We start from the raw sequence: 17,616 nt of genomic DNA on the forward strand, positions 1-17,616 counted from the left end.
GACGAGTGATGAGTGACCCGTCACCCGTGACCCACTGACCTCAGTGACCAGTGACGTCTGATCGTCGCCGTTCCACAGCAGACGCATGTCCGGGGCAGCGGGCAGCTGCGGCCACCGGGAACCTCTTCGGGGTGCTGATGTTCCGGTGGCGGCGGTGTACCCCGGGCTCCACGCCCCGGCCGACGTTCTCGCCGGGGTGCCGGCCGTGCTCGACGGGGAGATCGTCGCCCTCGACGAGGAAGGCGGCCCCGAGTTCGAGCGGCTTCAGCCGCGGATGGGCGCCTCCCCGGCGAAAGCGGCTCGGCCCGTTGCGACGGCTCCGGTGCGCCTGGTGCATCTTCGATGCCCTGCCCGGCGGCACCGTACGAACCGGGGGTCCGTTCGAAGTCGTGGACCAAGGTGAAGAGGACCGCCGGCATGGTGGTCTGCGGGTGAGTGCCCGGCCGGGGGCGCTGTCCGGGATGCCCGTCCCGGGAGCGGCATGCTCGGTGTGGCCGTACCCGTAACTTGGCGGGACGCGGTGAAGGTGATCGTGCGAAGTCACCATGGAGATATGGGAGTTGACCTTCACGTTGCATCCACACATACTGATGTTCAGTGCAATGTCACATTGCAACTGCATCCTGAGTGCGTCAGCGATGCCTATGAACGACGCTTCTGAACAGGGAGAACTACCCTCATGTCCCGTATTGCTCTGCTCGCCACCGCGGCCGTGGGCCTGGCCTTATTCGGCGCGGCCCCGGCCACCGCCGCACACGCCCCCACCACTACTGCCACCACCGTGACATGCGGTCCGTCCGCTCTCCGGGTGGGCTTGTCGACGAAGGTGTGCGCCGAAGTCACCGGCAACAGTGTGCAGTTGTACGGCCAGTTGAGCCTGGCGGGCCCGCCCAGCCCGGGCTCCACGCTCCCGGTCAAGGACCTGACCACGACCCTCACGGGCAACGTCATCGGCGGCACCTCCCTCGGCCACCTGGTGCAGCCGGTCCGTTTTCAAGCCACGACCACCCAGGTCCATGGCGTCGGCGCCACCGTCACCTGCGGCTCGACCGTCCACGCCGAGTTCACCCCTTCCGCCTTCGGCTATCCCTCCAGCCCGGTGACTCTGGACGTTCCGGTCACCTGCTGACGAACGTCCGTCACCATGAGCAGGCTGCGTGTACGGAACCGGACGCGCAGCCCGCCCGCGGCAGCGAGGGCGGTTGCATTGAGCAGCCCTTGAATTCCCCGGTCTCCCGCGCTGCGCGGCAGATGGCCGGCCACTGGGAGAGGGTCCCGGCCGCGTGGTCCGCACGAACTTCCTCGGGGCCGGGCAGGCTGATACCGCGCGTCGGATCACGGAGGATGAGCCGTTCCTGGAGCAGAGCCCCGAACAGGCGTCGCAGGGCAACGTGGCGGTCCTGCGTCCGGAAGGCATCGGGGCCTCGCCGGCCAAACGTCGGACAGCGGCTTCGTGCGGACCGACTACGGGGGCAGGGCGTGGAATGAGCAGGCTGCACGCGACGAGGAAGGCGGCCGTGCGTGCGCCGCAGGCGCACTCCGCGCGTCGGGTGAGGGTGCGATGTCCCGTTCGTCGATCGGAGCCGCAGCCCCGACCCAGGACAGCAACACCCGCAGGGTTCCGGCGACTTGCCGCAGGCTCGCTGCAACTGGACCGGACGCCAGGTGCGCCGTCCCTCACGGTGGAGTCGGGTAGGGGAACTGCCCGAATGCCCGGCCGCTTACATGATCGACAGCGTTGTTCGGCGCTGGCAGGCTGGTGCGATGCGGATACCCAGACAAGCAGCCAGAGTCGCGGTCCTGGACCCAGCAGGGTCGATCTTCATGTTCCGGTACGACAACGAGGAAGTCGGCGTCCACTGGGCGATGCCCGGCGGTGGGCTGGATCCGGGAGAGCCACCGCTGCAGGCGGCTGTGCGCGAGCTGCGCGAGGAGACCGGGTGGACCGACATCGAGGTCGACGGCACCGTGCTGTGCCTGTGGGAACACGACTTCACCAGGGCCGGGGTGCCGGTTCGTCAGCACGAGCAGATCTTCCTCGCGCATGGTCCCCGCCGAGATCCGGTCGGCGATCTGGCTGCTTCGCACGCCGCAGACAAGATCCTCCGATGGAGGTGGTGGTCGCCCGAGGACCTGTCCGGTGACTCCGAGCCGTTGTGGCCGCCGCAGTTGCCCGCGCTGCTCGCCGACGTGCGGAGAGACGGTGCCCCGGCGACGCCCATCGACTTTGGCCATGTCCGCAACGGGGCGGTCGGCGAGAGCTGACCGTAAGGCGCATCTCAGGAGCCTTCCGTACCTTCGGCTGGTCTCGGCTGCGTAGGCACCCCGGTCTCCGGCGGTGGTTCGCTGCCACTTGACGGCGACAGTGACGGCGACGGTGATGTCGATGCCGAGGTGCCGGAGAGGGTACGGGTGAGGACCGCAGCGGGGTTGGATCAGCGCCTGCGACCGGACGCTCGCCACCGGTGCGGCCACCGTCGTCCCCGGCCACGGCCCGGTCACCGACCCCGACGGAATCCGCGCGGTCCGGGGCTATCTCACACACGTGGTGGAGCAGGCGGACGCCGCGTACGGACAAGGCCTGACCTTTACCGAGGCGGTCGAGAAGGTGGACCTCGACGAGTACGCCACCTGGCTGCCGGACACCTCTGAGCCCTCCGCGCGACGGCTGCCCCGCTGGGCGAGCACGATCATGTTCGTGCTCGGCGCCGGGCTCTGGGGAGGTGTGGGCAGCTTCTCCGTGCCCCAGATCCTGCTGGGCGTCATGATCAGGCAAGCGGCGGGCCGCGGGGTGCCGGTGCCCGCTGCGGTCGGCTGGGTGTTCGCCGCGTGGCGCACGGTGGGAGTGGTGCACGGTGGGAGGGGTCCTGCTCGTACCGTCCCCGTTCTTCGTCGGGGTCGTCGCCGGGGTGCTTGTCATCGTGGCGGCACGGAAGAATCCGGCGCGGCGCCACCCGCCACTCGGGCGGTGAGGAAGTCCAGGAGGGCGGTGTTGAAGCGTTCGGGCTGTTCGGCGCCGGGCAGGTGGCCCGCCTTCTCGATGACGGTCAGGGTCGCGTGGGGCACGAGGCGGTGGATCGCCTCGGCTGCGGCGACGGGGGTGTAGACGTCGTCCCGGCCGACGACGATCAGTACCGGCTTGCATACGGCGGCCAAGGTGTCACCGTAGTCGGGGCGTTCGGCCCGCCCGCGCAGTGCGGCGGCGGCACCTTCGGGGTCGGTGGCCCGCATCATGCCCAGCACCTTCGCGGCCACCTCCGGCAGGGCGGTGACGTTGTAGTCGGCGAGCATCTTGTCGATCACTTCGCCCGCGTAGCCGTCCATGCCATCGGCCAGGACCCGGTCGGCCAGGCCGTTGCGGAACGCCTTGCCCTCGTCGGTCTCGGCGGGGAACGAGGAGTCGGACAGGACCAGGGCACGCACCCGGCCGGGGTGGCTGCGCTGGAGTTCCATGGCGATCTGGCCGCCCATGGAGACTCCGCCGACCACCGCCCCCTCGATGCCCAGGTGGTCGAGGAGAGCGACGAGGTCGTCGGCGAAGTCGGAGAGGTGGACCTTGCCAGGGGTGACGCTGCTGGCCCCGTATCCGCGCAGGTCGGGGGTGATCACCCGGTACCCGGCCCCGGTCAGTGCGGCGGCCTGGGGCTCCCACAGGGTGCGGTTGAAGGGGTGGCCGTGGATGAGCAGGACCGGCAGTCCGGTCGAGGGGCCGAGGTCGTCGTAGTGGATCGTGGCACCGCGCAGGTCCATGGCATTCATGCCGCCGACCCTATGCCGACCTTCCCCTTCCGTATGCCGATCTTCCCCATCCCCATGCCGATCTTCCCCATGCCGAACGGCCAGGTCACAAGCCCGCGTTATGACCATTCACTAGTACCCGGATCCTCCGCTCTTCGGGACCCTGGGGCCGACACCCCGTACCACCCGGCTCACGCCTCTCGGCGTGCCCCCACGAAACGAGGACCCATGCGCATATCCAGACCGGCCCCCGCCTTCCTCGCCACCGCCGCGACCGTAGTGGCCCTGCTCTTCCCGACCGCAGCAGCAGCCGCCGCCGCCACGCCCGCCCCTTCGCCCACCACCACCCAGTCCGCACAGGACAACCAGCCCATCATCGGCGGGGGTTACGCCACCAACGCCCCCTGGGCCGCCCGCCTCCTCTCCAACGGCAGAGAGACCTGTTCGGCGACGATCATCGCCCCGACCTGGATCCTCACCGCCAAGCACTGCGTATCGGGCGGCGGTCTCTCCTTCCGGATCGGCAGCCTCGACCAGCACAGCGGCGGCACTCTGGCCAACGGCGTCCAGACGTACACCCACAGCTCCGACCTGGCGCTGGTCCGCCTCGACCGGTCGGTGCAGGGCACCTATTCCCCGCTCGGCCAGCCCGGCTCGGTGCAGGTCGGGCAGAGCGTCCAGGTCTTCGGCTGGGGCGCCACCTCGCAGTGCGGCTCCGAGATCAACTGCCAGTCGCGCTATCTCAAGGTGGCCAATGTGACGGTGACGGGCGGCTGCTCCGACGCGTACGGCGGCTCGGCGATCTGCGCCCGGCGCGGCAACGGCATCACCGCGGGCGGTGACTCCGGTGGCCCGATGACGGCGGGCGGCGTCCAGGTCGGTGTCGCCTCCACCAGCGACCGGCAGACCACCACGGCCTACACGAACGTAACCGCGTACCGCTCCTGGATCCGGTCGATCGCGGGCGTCTGACCGGGGTTCGGACACAGACTCCTACTGAGTGTGTGGGGCAGTATCACGGCGATACATCGTGTACTGGCATTCCCGGCACTGCGTGATGGGAGGTGCCGGACGGAATCAGACCCCTGGCGCCGCATCCTCACCGGCCCGCCCGACGGCGCCTCTCATCACCACGAGCCGAGGGTGCTAAAGCACCATGGATTGCCGTGAAACAGCACCAAACACTCAGCCAGCTTGCCCTTTATCCTCCGGCGTCGAACAGCGCGTCGAACAGTGCGCCGCACAGGCTCACTCACCCGGGCATTCGCCGGACAGGCGGACAGCCCCCGTATGAGCATGCGTTCCGTCACAGAACCGCACTCGTACGAAGGCCGCAGGGGGTGAGTCCGCTGCACCACGATGCCCGGCCCGTGGCATTCGGCTTCACGTCCACTTTCGGGAGGACTCCTACGGGTGCCTGACCCGGCGCGGTGACACGTTGTTCGAAGTCACGGACGCGATGCTCTGCGAGTACGGGCCGGTGACCTCGCCGGTCGCCCTGACGCTGTTGGCTGAACACCGGTGTGGGCACGGCGCGTTGCACGACGCGCTCGCCCAGGGCTGGCCGCATCGACGCGGACAGGCTGCGCAAGGCGGTGCTGCCGCAGTCGAAGGCCGCCGACGGGTGCTGGTCCTGGCGGTCGATGTCTCCGCCCGGTCACCGGTTCGTATGCGGGCAGGTACCCGTCCCGGGCCGGATCGCCCGTCAGGTACGGCCCCTTGTGTGTCCATTTCCGCGTCGCTAGCCTACGGTGTGTCACTTCTCGATTACAGGGGGTATATCTTGCAGCGTAGAACTTCCATGTACATGGGCGTGGTCGCCGCGATCGTGGGGCTCGTGTCGGTCCTACTGCCTGCCAGCTCTGCCGCGGCGCTGGGCAACAACCGCACCGTGCAGCGCAGTTGCGGCTCCAACTACATCTCCAGCGGGTTCGACGGCACCGACTACTGGGCCCAGACCGTGCGGGCAAGCGGGAACTGTTCGGGCCGCTTCAGTCTCAACTTCGAGATGAGCGACGGGCGTTGGATGACACGCACGTACTACACCTCGCACTCCGCGTACCGCGCGATCAGCCCCTCCTTCGGAAAGGTCAGCCATGGGCTGCACTGGGGCTGCGACAACTGCAACGTGACGAAGTCCTGATCGCATGAGACGGCTGCCTCCCCTGGTCTGCCTGCTCGTCCTGGCGACCGGTTGCGCGGCGGAGGAAACCTCCGGTTCCCCGGCGTCCAGCCAGAAGTGGGCGCTGGGGGACGGAGAGGTGACACAAGCGGAGTACCACCGTGCGGTGGACCGCTTCGCCAAGTGCTTCACCGACGCGGGCTTCCAGGTGAGCCAGCGGAAGCAGAGTCCCATCGACGGGCGCACGCTCCTGTTCGACCTCCTCCCGGGCAGGAGTCCGGTCAACGTCGAGGACTGGAACAGAGCGGTGGAGAGGTGCAGCGAGACCCATCTGTCGCACATCGAGCAGCAGTACGTGGAGTCCCACAAGCACGTACTGGATCCCGCACTGCGCACGGCCGTACAGAAGTGCCTTGCGAGCAAGGGCATTCGTGCGACCGGCACGGAGCGCAACGCCACGGAACTTGTTGCCAGGTCGCAGAAAGAGCCGCTGCCCGTACTGAAGTGCATCGACGACAGTGCTCGTAGAGTCTTTCCCGGCCTCCCCGCAGACCTGAAGATTCTGTACTGAACACCGACGTAGCACCCACTTGATTTCCGCCCGTCACGGAAGAGTCTCCTGACCAGTGGCGTCGAAAGAGGGCGCAAGTTCGGTGAGGGCCGGAGTGACGAAGACCGCACGGAGCCGTACGGCCGGACGTGACGGAGCGAGGCCTCTGGAGGGCAGGTCATGCGGGAGAAGTGATCCAACAGCCGGGGATCGGTGAGGTCGTTGATCACCGTGTGTGCCCCGGCCCGGGCAAGGTCCGCGGTGTTCGTGCGCCCCGAGGCCATGGCCAGAACGTAGACGTTGTTGGCCAGGCCGGCCGCGACGTCGGCGGGTGTGTCGCCGATCAGCAGCACGTCCTCGGGCCGGACCGCGGTGTGCAGGGCCTGGCTGGTGCGGGACAGTGCGGTGCGTACGAGGACGGGCCGGTCATCGTGGTCCTCGCCGTATCCGCCCAGCGGGAAGCGGATATGGGTGTCGAGCCCGAAGACGAGCACGGCGCGTCCGAGCGCAGCCACGGTGACGCGTCGACCGCGAGCATCAGGCGCCCGCCCTCGAAGCGCGGCAGGGGCATGCCGGCCGCAGGGTCCGCAACCTGACGACGTCGATCCGGCCGCGGTTGAGGGCTCGTACAACGCGCCGTGACCACAACGGTGTTCGGGTACCAGCGTCAACTCCACCGGCGAGGTGACCGGACCGTCGACACACAACACCGCGTCGGTCAGCTCGAACAACTCATCCCGTCGGGCAGCCAGGCACTCACAGAACTCTCCCCGCAAGCGCGACGCTTCCGCGAACGCTTCCTGCCGGGCATCGTGATGCACCAGACTCACCCCGACTCACCCCTGGCGTCCCGTCGCATGTGATCTTGTCGCTGTCTCATGAGACGTTCTCGGATCTGTGCACCAGGGACAACGTCAAGTGAGCCGGGGCCTGATACCTGCTCCTCAGGGGTCCGAGCGCTGGGCCGTACCGTCCACCGAGACCGCCCAGAAACGCAGATCTGGGTGTCATGCGGTCCGGTGGCAGGATTCCTCGCGATCATGGCTTTCAGCGCCAACCGTGACTGGTCTCTGCGCGAGATGATTCCCGCCTACTGTGGGGTAATCCTGGGCATCGCCCTGGGGGTCGTGGGCCACTGGAAGGCGATGCGCGGCTTCATGACGTGGCGTGCGGAGAACCCGGGCAAGCCTGATGACGAGGGGCCAGGTGTTCCCTGGATGCTGCAGATGGCGTTCACCCTTCCGGTTCTCCTCGGCGGCGCGATCTGGTACATGCACACTTACTGAGGTTTTCTCAGGGATCATCGCCAGGCATTGTTGAGGACGAGGGCGGCTTGGGTGATGGCGCCGATCCGGCTGGGGCTGAGGGTGACGTGCTGGAGGGTGCGCCAGCGTTGTTTGAGTACGGCCATGGCGCGTTCGCCGGGGAAGCGCAGTCCGCGGAGGAGTTTGTTGTAGGTCTGGTTGCCGAGGCCGATGTCTCCGGGCAGGTCGGGGTGCTTGCGGAAGGGTACGTGGATGCCGCCGCCCGCGCCGAGGTAGCCGATGTCGGCCAGTGTGGGCAGGCCGTCGCGGGCCGCCCGGTAGAGGTCGGGCAGTGCATGAATGCGGGCCGCCGCCAGGTCGTGGGTGTTGCCGGGCTCGACCTCGGAGACCCACAGGGGTGTTCCGTCGGGTGCGGCCAGGAACTGCACGTTGCCGGCGAAGTGTTTGATCCGGATCGCGTACCGGAGATCGGTGCCGCGTTCGGTTTCTCCCGCTGTGCGATCGCATCGGACGAGGGTGCCGTCCAGGACCACGAAGGGCAGGCCCTCTTGTCGGCACCGTTCGAGGACTTGCGTCAGTTCCGGTGCCTGCGCCGCCAGGACATCGATGCCTTCGTGAAGGTACCGGTAGCCGGTGGCCTGGGAGATGTCCGCGTCCCGGGCCAGGCAGTGGACACATGCATGGTCGCGGAACCAGCGCAGCACGAGCACCGCCTGCCGGAACGGACCCAGTGCTCGCGTTCCGCCACGGGTGCCGATCATCCGTCGGTGCCCTGCGAGCAGACGCGCAAGGTACTCGACCACGGGACGCGGGAAGTCGGGCATGGCACGATGAGAGACCACGTGAAGCCTCCTGAGACGGGCAGGGTCTGTCGCAAGTCCCGTCCTACCAGGGCTTCACGTGCTGTTCAGGGGCGTACAGGCCACCCAACCGAACCACTTCACTCGCTTGCTGAGAAAACCTCACTGACCTCATCGGTTGATTTCGAGGTGCGTCAGAATGAGCAGGGCGCGCAGGAGATGGGTGGCGCGGGCGGGATCGGTCATTTGAACAGCCCTACTCTCTGGCCCCATTGAACCGAGCCGAGGAGGCTGCAACGGTGGCAATACAGGGCTGATATGCGTCCCCGCGTCGAGATGCGGAGGTGCTGTGCGACGGCAGGACCGGCGAGATTCGTATCCCGCTGTGCCTCATGCACGTGGATACCCCGCCGGGGGATGTGGACTTCGTTCTCAGTGGCTCGGAGGTGGCCGTTCGCCTGGAACGGCTGACCTCGTCGGTGGGAGGGGAAGCGCGCAGTGAGCGCGCCGGGCGCGGACGGCTTGCGCCGCCCTCTCGCGCCGTATCTGCTCAAGCGCAGTTCCGGCACTGTCTCGCACAGCGGGCAAGCGGCTGGCAGCTGCGCCGGGTGATGCGCTGCAACTGAAGCGGGAGACGTTGGCGGGCAGCTTCCCCGAGACGGGAAGGCCCGCCTCACGGCGCTCTGCGATCGTGTCCGCGATCTTGGCGGCCTTCCGCATGTTCTTCAACCAGCTACCCAGCGGCCTTCCTTCCCGGACCGCCGTCACCGGCGGCAGCAGCTGCCCGTGCGCTTCCGTCCAACTGCGCGCACGTTGAAGCCACGGCAAGCCCCTGAGGTACGGGCCTGCTCGTACCCCAGGGGCTTGCCCGCGCGCTCGTGCCGCTCGGTACGCAGGAGACGTGGACGCGTACGGACGCGGAGTGCGCCCCGACGTTCAGGCCTTCGCCCGCGTGGCGAGCCACCCCGCCATCGCACGGACACCGATGCCGATGGCCTTGGTGTCGGGGTCGAAGGCACCGTAGTGCGGGACCCCCTCGGTGATGTCGGCCCCCGGCCGCCGTACGCCGAGGAAGGAGTACGTGCCCGGGATCCGGTCCAGGAACAGCGCGTAGTCCTCGCCGTTGAACGGGAACGCGGCGTGCATGACGGTCACGCCGTCCGGGCCGAGGACACGGCGCAGGTGCCGCCCCAGAGCGAGTGCGTCGCGCTCCGGGCAGACCATGGCGGGGAAGGGGGCCCGGTCGAAGTCGACCACGGCACCCTCGTACTTCTTGGCCAACCCCCGAACGGCCTCGCGCACCTCGACGTAACGCTCCTCGGGCCAGCAGCGGAACCACACGGAGACCGTGACCTGCCCCGTGTCCTTGGCCTTCGCCGCCCCGGCCGAGACGGTGACGAACCTGGCCAGCGGCCCGTCCTTGATCTGTACGTCAGCGACCATCTTCTCCAGACCGGCGGACGTCTCCGGGGGTGCGACGGTGCTGAGCCCCGTGATCTCGGCGGCGAGCCGCTCGGCCCGAGCGAGCGCGTCGGCTCCGTTCACCTTGATGACGGTCCCGTCCTGGCCGGGCAGCCCACTGCCGGGGGTCACGGCGAACTGCCCCACGGGGAAGGGCCCGCAGTGCAGGGCGTGGATCTCCTCGGGCGCGTAATCTCGCAGCACACCGGCATCGATCATCGCGCGAGCCCCCTGGAGGGCCTCCTCTCCCGGCTGGAAGAAGAAGACGACGGTGCCGCTGAGGCGGTGCCGCAACTGCGCGAGGGTCTGCGCGACGCCGACACCGACGGCGGTGTGGATGTCATGCCCACAGGCATGGGCGGGCCGGGTGGCCTCGGGGAAGATCCCCTCCTTCGGTACGGCGTCCATGTCGGCGCGGTAGGCGACGGTACGCCCGGGCCGTGCGCCCTTCAGTACGCCGACGACGCCGAATCCGCCGACCCCGGTGGTCACTTCGAGCCCGGCGGCGCGCAGCAGATGCGCGACGATCCGGGACGTGGCGACCTCGCCCTCGGAGGTCTCGCTCTTCGCCGTCTCCGGATAGGCGTGCAGATCGCGCCGCAGTTCAACGAGGCTGCCCTCGACGCGCCGGACGACGGCGTCGATCGCACCCTGGTCAAGGGGCCCGCGCTGTTGGCCCACGCCCTCTGCGGCGGCGGTCCCGGCGGGCACGACGACACCGACACCGGCTGCGGCGGTACCGCCGAGCAGGGTGCGGCGGCTGAGGACGGGCTTGTTCGGACGGGTCATTCTTCCCCCCAGGGCAGTGGTCCGAGGGCGCAGCTGAATCACCGGCCCACGTGAAGCTCGCCGTAGTCAATCAAGAGGCGCTTCTCTGAGCCCAACTGCCCCCGCCGTAAAGGGAACTGAGGGATAGCACTCCGTATCGCCCCGCCGGTAGCAGCGGCGATCGCATCGGCGACGCGCCCCACGTCGGCCCGGAGCTGTTCTACAACGGAGCCGTAAGCGCCCACAGTTCGTCCGGAACCGACCGACGCGACAGATCAAGCCCACTGAGCACCGTCTAAGCGGCCCTGGTGATCTGTGGTGCGGATTGGGCGGGTGCCCCGGCAGTTGGGAAGGGGCTTCACGCCACCGTCGACCAGGCACTCACCCGGCGCGCTGCCGCGATGACGCCAGCCACAGCCCACACAGGCGAGATCGCTCAGCAGTCCCTGCGGCATCATCCGGCAAGTTCTGGCCAAAGCCTGCCAGTGGCTCCTTGCAGCGTCACCGGTTTCGGGGGTATACGCCCGCCTCGGTCAGCGCCACAGTGAAAGTTCCGGCCTGAGAGGAGAAGGCGACATGGGGTTAGGGCGATTCGACAGGGCCCGCTATCTGTGGCCCGGCGGCCGATTACCGTACACGGTCGACAGCGAGGCGTTCCCCAACGGCTCCGCCGCTCGTACCGCGATCAACACCGCGCTCCAGGCGTGGAACGCCACCGGGGTGATCTCGTGTGTGCCGCGCGCCGAAGGTGACCAGGATTTCGTGGAGTTCGAGGCGGCCGTGGGCCAGTGCGCCTCACAGATCGGCCGGAAGGGCGGCCGGCAGCAGATCGTGTGCGCGTTGCCCATCGACGCGACCGGCGTTGCCGGCGGGCACATCGCCGTTGCGTTCCAGACGCCGCAGTTGGTCGCGGGCGCGTTCATCGACAACCGCGGTGTCTTCTGCGTCTCCTGGGCCGGTTCGGACGGCCGCTGGCATCCGCCTGCCTCGGTGGGCAGGCCAGTGGCTCAGCCCGGCTCGCCAGTGGTGCTGCGCCATCAGACCGACAACCTCCTGACCGCGGTGTTCATCGGCAGGGACCGGACCCTGCATGTGGCTTGGGTGGAGGGGACCGGCCCGTGGCACGAGCCGGTCTCCGTCGGTGGGGTCACCGCCCCGCCGGGGGCCGGGGTCGCCCTGGAGAAGCAGACCGGCAACCAGCTCACCGCGCTCTTCATCGGTGACGACGGCGCGTTGAGCGTGGCCTGGGTGGAAGGCACGCAGGCATGGCACCCGGCGGTGGCCGCGCTGCCCTCGGGGGCCGCCCCCGGGGCCCAGGTGGCTCTGTGCCGCCAGGACAGGAACCTGCTGACCACGGTCTACGTCGACACGAACGGCGCGTTACGGGTCGCCTGGGTCGAGGGCACGGGCGGCTGGCAGGGCACGGTCCGGGTCGGCGGGACCGCGATGGCACCGGCCGGGGCGCATGTGGCACTGCAGCGCCAGACCGGGAACATCATCACCGCCGCCTTCGCGGGCGCGGACTCGGCCCTCAACGTGGCCTGGGTCGTGGGGCGCGGGACGTGGCACGACCCGGTTCCCGTCCAGGGAACCCAGGTGGCGCCGGGCGGCGCGATTGCCCTGACCCCCCAGTACCCCGGGCAGCTCACCGCCCTGTACACCGGCCCGAACGGCCGACTGCACGCCTCCTGGGTGCTGGGCACCGGGCAGTGGAATCCGGGCGGCGATATCGGCAGCCACCAGGGCAGGTCCGGCGGCGGGGTGACCGCGGCCACCACCAGCCCGCTGCCCGGCAGGTGGGTCACGACCGCCCTCTTCCTGGACACCGTGGGTGCGCTGTCCGTGGCCTCCGTCGTCAACCAGGGGACCTGGAAAGGGCCCGACCAGATCGGCGGGGACTTCGGCGCCGGCAGCATCATCCACGAACTCGGCCACTCGGTCGGGCTCTTCCACGAGCACCAGCGCCCCGACCGGGACAGCCATGTCACGGTCAACGAGGGCAACATCCAGCCGGCCGCGAAGGCGGTCAACTTCGACATCGTCAAGGGCGAATTGACGCTCGGCGCCTACGACTGCCAATCGATCATGCACTACGGGCCGTCCGGCTTCGCCATCAACCCCCAGATCGACACGATCACCCCAAAACCAGGTCACCCCTGTCCGAACATGGGACAGCGGCAGGGCCTTTCCGTCGGCGATCTCGCCGCCATTCGGCTGCTCTACCAGGGCAGCCCGACACCGGGCGGTGCGGGCGTCGCACTGGCGCAGCAGATTCCGGGCGAGCAACTGGACGCCGCGATGTTCGACGCCCAGGGAGCGCTGTGCATCGGTTGGGTGGTGGGCAGCGGCCGCTGGAATCCGCCCATCCCGGTCAGCGGCCCGGTCGCCCCGCCCGGCGGGCAATTGGCCCTGGCCCAGCAGAACTACAGCTCTACGTCCCTACCACTGCTGGTCGCCGCGTTCATCGGCAACGACCAGCGTTTCCACGTCAGTTGGGTGGAAGGCAAGGGGAGCTGGGCCCCACCGGTCCCCATCGGCGAGGTCAGCGCCCCCGCCGGGGCACCGGTCGCTCTGGCACAGCAGACTCCCAATCAGCTCACCGCCGCGTTCATCGGCCTGGACCAGCGTATCCATGTCGCCTGGGTGACCGGGCGCGACCAGTGGTCGGCCCCGGTGGCCATCGACATGCCGGCCCTGGGCCAGCCGGGTGGTTCGATCGCGCTGGCCAAGCAGACCGACGATCAGCTCACGGCGGTCTTCATCGGCGCCGACCAGAAACTGTATGTGACCTGGGTGGTCGGAACCGGCTCCTGGCACCGCCCGGAGCCGGTCTCACCGGCCCAACTAGCCCCCGCGGGAGCACCCATCGCGCTGGCCAAGCAGTCGGACAACCAATTGACCACTGCGTTCATCGGCACGAGCGGCGCCGTTCACGTCGCCTGGGTAGTGGGCACCGGCGGCTGGCAGGGCCCGGTACCCATCGGCGGCGAGTCGGCCGGCTCGCCCGGCGGCGGCATCGCCCTGGCCAAGCAGACCGACGACCTGCTCACCGCTGTCTTCGTCGGCGCCGACCGGCGGATGCGGGTGGCCTGGGTGGCGGGCACCGGCGGCTGGCAGGGCCCGACGGCGTTCGGCGGCGCAGTGGGGGTGCCACCGGCCGGAGTGGCGCTGACACGGCAGACCGCCGACGTGCTCACCGCGGCGACGGTGGACGGCGCGGGCCGCCTCAACGTGGCCTGGGTGGTGGGCACCGACGGCTGGCAGGGCCCGGCACCCGTCTGAACCACCCCCGCTGTCACGAGCGCAGAAAGGAACCTGGCGCAGCAGTTCCTCGTCCGGGGCAGGCAGGTTGGACACGAAGCTCGCCAGGACCGCTTGGCGGTCGGCCTCGCGGTCCAGCATCCGGCGCATACGGTGCGCGGCGAGTCCCGCCGCGCCCGTTGTCGCCGTCCAGCGGACCACCCGGCCTGTCCGCTCCCGGGTCACCACGCACTTGGCGCGCAGCCGGGTCAGGGCCGTCATCACGGTGGTGCGGGCGAGCGCACCACCCACCTGCTGACGCCATCAAGCCGCCGTCACGGGGCCAGGAACAGAGCACACGGCCGCCAGTACGTGGACTTCCAGTTCTCCAGGGCCGCGTCGACCGGTGGACGCTGACAGGTGCGCGTTGTCCAGCACGATGGTGCAGGGCCGAGGGCGCTTGAAGCCGGGCGGCGGCTCACTGAGTCGGTCCGCGCCGCCGGGCAGGCGGGCGATGTGGGTGCAGACGAAGTCGAGCGCCATCGCCGCGTCGATCCGGTGCTCGACCGTGGTCCACAGCAGTTCAGGCCCGGGGCCGGTGCCGTTGAGCGCGCCGAGCACGTCGACCCGGCGGTTCTTGGTGTCCTCGCGTTTGCCCACGACTCGTGTTCCGGTGCGGGCCGAGGTGCAACCGGTCGGCAGGGTCGGGGAGAATCCGAATTCGTCGAGGCAGTACAGGTCCTCGACGCCGACCTCGGACCTCAGCCGCACAGCCGCAGACCCTCCAGTCGTGCCCATGCGGCGGCCTGGAGGGACGGGTCGGCCTGGTGCCGGATGCTGTCGCGGGTACGTTTCCAGCGGAAGCCGTCCTGGTGCAGCAGCACCGACAGCCACGACGAGTCGAGGACGACACCGCGTTCGCGGTGCAACCACTCGGCCAGTGTCGGCAGCGTCCAGATCTCACCTCGCGCCGCGGCCCCATCCAGCATGTCCTCCGGGGCGTCAAGGTCCTCGCGCCCCCAGCGCGGCGGACGCCCCGGCCGCGCGGCGTCCGCCAGAGCCTCGAACCCTCCGTCGAGGAAACGGTGCAGGGCTTTGCGCACCGTGACCACGTGTCAGTCGAGGATCGACGCGATCTCGGGCGCGGTGCGGCCCTGGGCCGCGAGCCGCACACAGTCCAGCCGCATCCGCTCGGTGGGTACCAAGACCGCTTGGTCACCACGTGAGGCACCCCCCTACTTCTCGGTGCGGATTCGCGGATGCCGAGGCCAGTCGCGGAGTGCGCGCACCCTGTCGTACGGGGCACCACGCGCATGGCGAGGCATCTGGCCTCCGGCTTCGCCGAGGTGGCTGTGCCCGGCACCACGCGAGGTGGCGCGTGCGGTACCGGGTACGGTGCAGGGCCTGTCGGACGGTCGGTTGACGGCCCTGCAGCACAGCCACAGCTGCATTCGCAGCCGCTGCGGCCCTGACCAGGGGGTTCCGTTGGCCAGGGCCACTCTTCTTACGCCACGGTGAGGACGGCCTTGCCGCGGATGCGGCGATCACGCAGGTCGGTGAGGGTACGAGCGGCCTCGGCCCAGTCGGCGACCCTGCCGATCTCGGGGTGCAGGCGGCCTTCGGCGACGAGCCGGACCAGGACGGCCAGGTCGGTGCCGTAGGGCGTGTCGTCGTCCATGTAGTGGAAGTGCCGCAGGGTGGCGGACTCGGGACCCGCGAAGAAGTCGAAGAAGTTCAGGGTCACCGGGGTGCGGCTGGCCTGTCCGAACCAGATCAGCCGGCCGCGCCGGGCCAGTCTGGCGAGCGCGACGGGCAGTTCGGTGCCGCCCGTGGACTCCAGGACGATGTCGTACGGTCCCGTGGCCGCCGCCGCCTCGTGGACGACCTGGGCCGCGCCCAACTCGGCCAGCCGGGCGCCGCGTTCCGGGGAGGCGGTGACCGCGGTCACCTCGGCACCGGACGCGGTGAGCAGCTCGGTGAGGTAGTGCCCGACTCCGCCGGAGGCGCCGGTGAGCAGGATGCGGGTGCCGATGACGGGGCCGGCGGCCCTCAGCAGCCTCAGGGCGGTCAGGCCCGCGAGCGGAAGGGCGGCGGCGGTCACGGCCGAGACGGTGTCGGGGAGTTCGGCCAGGGCGTCGGTCGGAACGGCCACGTGCTGCGCCCAGCCGGCGGACAGCGGGTGGCCCACGACACGGGTTCCGGCACTCGGCCCGGAACCGTCGGCGGCTGCCCGGACGACCACGCCGGCGACGTCCTTGCCCGGCCGCCAGCCGGGCTGGGGAGCTTCGAGCTGGAAGGTCTCGCCCCGGTTCACCGAGATGGCCTGGACTTCGACCAGCGCCTCGTGGGGCTGAGGCTGGGGAGGGTCGACCTCGTCGAAGGTCACGGGGATGTCGGTACGGCCGGAGGGGATCAGCGCTTTCATCGGTTCTCTTTCTGGGGCGTGGTCTTTGACAACGGTGGTGGCGAAATCGGCGTTCGGTGGACTCGGACGTTGCGGCCCGGTGGGGGCCCGCGGGAGGTCCCCGGGAGGTCCCCGGGAGGTCCCCGGGCGGTCCCCGGGCGGTCCCCGGGCGGTCCCCGGGCGGTCCCCGGGCGGCCCCCGGGAGGTCCGCGGGTGTGCGGTGCTGTGGCGAGGGATGTTCAGACCGCCTCGATCACCAGGACGCTCCAGGTGAACCCGGCGCCCGCGCTGAGCAGAAGGGCGACGCGCCCCGGCTCCAGTCGCCGGTCTTCGTGCAGTTCGGCCAGCGACGCCGCCGCATCACCGGCTCCCAGATGGCCGGTCCGGCTGCCCGGGGTCAGGACATCGAGGTGCGCCAGCCCGGTCGCGGCGACGCCGGGCAGATAGGCCCGGTCCAGCACGGTGCGGCCCAGCCTGGGCAGCACGAGGTGACTGATCCGCGGGTCGTCGGCGCCGAGCCGTGCGTCGTCGAGGGCTCCGAGCAGAGCCCGTCGCACGCTGTCCGCCGCGACGGTCTCGAAGACCGTCCCTCCACCGTCCGCCAGGAACGCCTTCTTGGTGCGGCGGACGTCGACGCGGCTCCCGTGGGCGCGCGGGGCAGGGGAGAAGGCGTCGTGCCCGCGGTGCATCGCCTCCAGTGCCGGCGCCGGGACCGTGTGCAGGGCTCTCAGGCGGTAGGGGCCGGAGGAGCGGTCCAGGATCCAGGCCGTGGCGCCGTCGCCGTAGGCGACCCCGAAGTCGCCGCTCCAGCGGTCGAACCCGGGAGAGGCGAACCGGTCGCCGGTCGTGACCAGCGCGGACCGCAGCCCGGGGTCGGCGGCGAACCGGACGGCCGCCGTGTCGATCGCGGCCGCTCCGCCGTTGCACATCTGCTGGATACCCAGCGGGAGGGCGTTGTCGGCGCCCGCCCGCTGGGCCACGTAGTGCGCCGGGGACCAGAAGTCGTGGCCCTGGTGGTAGATCCAGGCGTGCAAGGCCACGCCGACCTCCGCTCCGTCGAGCCCCGCATCCGCCAGCGCCTTCTCCGCGGCCAGTACGGCCATTTCAGGGCCGGACAGGTCCTGGCTGACGGGCAGTTGCGCATAGCCGTCCGCAGCGGCGCGCCGGGCATCGGCACGGCTCTCGGCGACGGCGTTCTCCGCCGTGTCCGCCCCGGGCGGCAGCCAGGTCGTCGCGGCCCGGACGTAGGGCGCCGGGCTGTAGCGCAT

At 69.9% G+C, this 17,616-nt stretch carries 14 protein-coding genes and 4 pseudogenes; 8 read left to right on the plus strand and 10 right to left on the minus strand.

Annotation, left to right across the window (positions count from 1 at the left end; translation table 11 throughout):
- The first annotated feature begins 679 nt into the window (after positions 1-679).
- A complete protein-coding gene (locus ACH4SP_RS05045) occupies positions 680-1,129 on the plus strand; it encodes a hypothetical protein (protein WP_398409331.1) in 450 nt (149 codons plus the stop codon).
- Between the two features lie 635 nt (positions 1,130-1,764).
- Positions 1,765-2,265 carry an NUDIX hydrolase gene (locus tag ACH4SP_RS05050; protein ID WP_398409333.1) on the plus strand — a complete coding sequence of 167 codons (501 nt, stop codon included), beginning with the start codon at positions 1,765-1,767 and terminating at the stop codon, positions 2,263-2,265.
- A gap of 651 nt (positions 2,266-2,916) precedes the next feature.
- Here ACH4SP_RS05050 and ACH4SP_RS05055 read toward each other — a convergent pair.
- A complete protein-coding gene (locus ACH4SP_RS05055; protein ID WP_398409335.1) occupies positions 2,917-3,759 on the minus strand; it encodes an alpha/beta fold hydrolase in 843 nt (280 codons plus the stop codon).
- A gap of 207 nt (positions 3,760-3,966) precedes the next feature.
- On the opposite strand from ACH4SP_RS05055, the gene ACH4SP_RS05060 reads away from it, so the two are divergent.
- The 4 genes and pseudogenes from ACH4SP_RS05060 (at position 3,967) to ACH4SP_RS05075 (ending at position 6,431) form a co-directional block, all read left to right on the plus strand.
- Positions 3,967-4,710, plus strand: a complete 744-nt coding sequence (locus ACH4SP_RS05060; RefSeq protein WP_398409337.1) for a S1 family peptidase — start codon at positions 3,967-3,969, stop codon at positions 4,708-4,710.
- Positions 4,711-5,113: 403 nt separating this feature from the next.
- Positions 5,114-5,389 (plus strand): annotated as a pseudogene (locus tag ACH4SP_RS05065) (transposase); the annotation flags it as partial.
- A 132-nt stretch (positions 5,390-5,521) separates the two neighbouring features.
- Positions 5,522-5,881: a hypothetical protein gene (locus ACH4SP_RS05070; protein ID WP_398409339.1), complete on the plus strand. Its 360-nt coding sequence runs from the start codon at positions 5,522-5,524 to the stop codon at positions 5,879-5,881.
- A 4-nt stretch (positions 5,882-5,885) separates the two neighbouring features.
- Positions 5,886-6,431 carry a hypothetical protein gene (locus ACH4SP_RS05075; protein WP_398409341.1) on the plus strand — a complete coding sequence of 182 codons (546 nt, stop codon included), beginning with the start codon at positions 5,886-5,888 and terminating at the stop codon, positions 6,429-6,431.
- A gap of 200 nt (positions 6,432-6,631) precedes the next feature.
- Here the strand turns inward: ACH4SP_RS05075 and ACH4SP_RS05080 are convergent.
- Both ACH4SP_RS05080 and ACH4SP_RS05085 read right to left on the minus strand, forming a co-directional pair.
- Positions 6,632-6,925: pseudogene (locus tag ACH4SP_RS05080) on the minus strand (HAD hydrolase-like protein); the annotation flags it as partial.
- Positions 6,895-7,240, minus strand: a pseudogene (locus ACH4SP_RS05085) (transposase); the annotation flags it as partial. The pseudogenes ACH4SP_RS05080 and ACH4SP_RS05085, both read right to left, overlap by 31 nt.
- Positions 7,241-7,429: 189 nt before the next feature.
- On the opposite strand from ACH4SP_RS05085, the gene ACH4SP_RS05090 reads away from it, so the two are divergent.
- On the plus strand, positions 7,430-7,696 hold the full coding sequence (locus tag ACH4SP_RS05090) for a hypothetical protein (protein ID WP_398409343.1): 267 nt from the start codon (positions 7,430-7,432) through the stop codon (positions 7,694-7,696).
- Between the two features lie 14 nt (positions 7,697-7,710).
- Here the strand turns inward: ACH4SP_RS05090 and ACH4SP_RS05095 are convergent, their stop codons facing one another.
- Both ACH4SP_RS05095 and ACH4SP_RS05100 read right to left on the minus strand, forming a co-directional pair.
- Positions 7,711-8,517, minus strand: coding sequence for a transposase family protein (locus tag ACH4SP_RS05095; protein ID WP_398409345.1), 807 nt, complete (start codon positions 8,515-8,517; stop codon positions 7,711-7,713).
- Between the two features lie 894 nt (positions 8,518-9,411).
- Complete coding sequence (locus tag ACH4SP_RS05100) at positions 9,412-10,725, minus strand: M20 family metallopeptidase (RefSeq protein ID WP_398409347.1); 1,314 nt, start codon at positions 10,723-10,725, stop codon at positions 9,412-9,414.
- A gap of 555 nt (positions 10,726-11,280) precedes the next feature.
- On the opposite strand from ACH4SP_RS05100, the gene ACH4SP_RS05105 reads away from it, so the two are divergent.
- Entirely contained in the window at positions 11,281-13,986 is a 2,706-nt protein-coding gene (locus ACH4SP_RS05105) for a M12 family metallopeptidase (protein ID WP_398409349.1), read from the plus strand.
- Between the two features lie 45 nt (positions 13,987-14,031).
- Here ACH4SP_RS05105 and ACH4SP_RS05110 read toward each other — a convergent pair.
- The 5 genes and pseudogenes from ACH4SP_RS05110 to ACH4SP_RS05130 all read right to left on the minus strand — a co-directional run.
- A pseudogene (locus ACH4SP_RS05110) lies at positions 14,032-14,256 on the minus strand (BlaI/MecI/CopY family transcriptional regulator); the annotation flags it as partial.
- A gap of 12 nt (positions 14,257-14,268) precedes the next feature.
- Positions 14,269-14,715 (minus strand): hypothetical protein, encoded by a 447-nt coding sequence (locus ACH4SP_RS05115; protein ID WP_398409351.1) that lies wholly within the window; start codon positions 14,713-14,715, stop codon positions 14,269-14,271.
- Positions 14,706-15,056 (minus strand): helix-turn-helix domain-containing protein, encoded by a 351-nt coding sequence (locus ACH4SP_RS05120; protein ID WP_398409353.1) that lies wholly within the window; start codon positions 15,054-15,056, stop codon positions 14,706-14,708. Before ACH4SP_RS05120 ends, ACH4SP_RS05115 begins: the two co-directional genes overlap by 10 nt.
- Positions 15,057-15,448: 392 nt before the next feature.
- Complete coding sequence (locus ACH4SP_RS05125) at positions 15,449-16,369, minus strand: zinc-binding dehydrogenase (protein ID WP_398409355.1); 921 nt, start codon at positions 16,367-16,369, stop codon at positions 15,449-15,451.
- A 218-nt stretch (positions 16,370-16,587) separates the two neighbouring features.
- Positions 16,588-17,616 carry a ketoacyl-ACP synthase III family protein gene (locus ACH4SP_RS05130; protein WP_398409357.1) on the minus strand — a complete coding sequence of 343 codons (1,029 nt, stop codon included), beginning with the start codon at positions 17,614-17,616 and terminating at the stop codon, positions 16,588-16,590.

Origin of the sequence: Streptomyces sp. NPDC021093, assembly GCF_044333135.1 — a bacterium.
Lineage (GTDB): Bacteria > Actinomycetota > Actinomycetes > Streptomycetales > Streptomycetaceae > Streptomyces.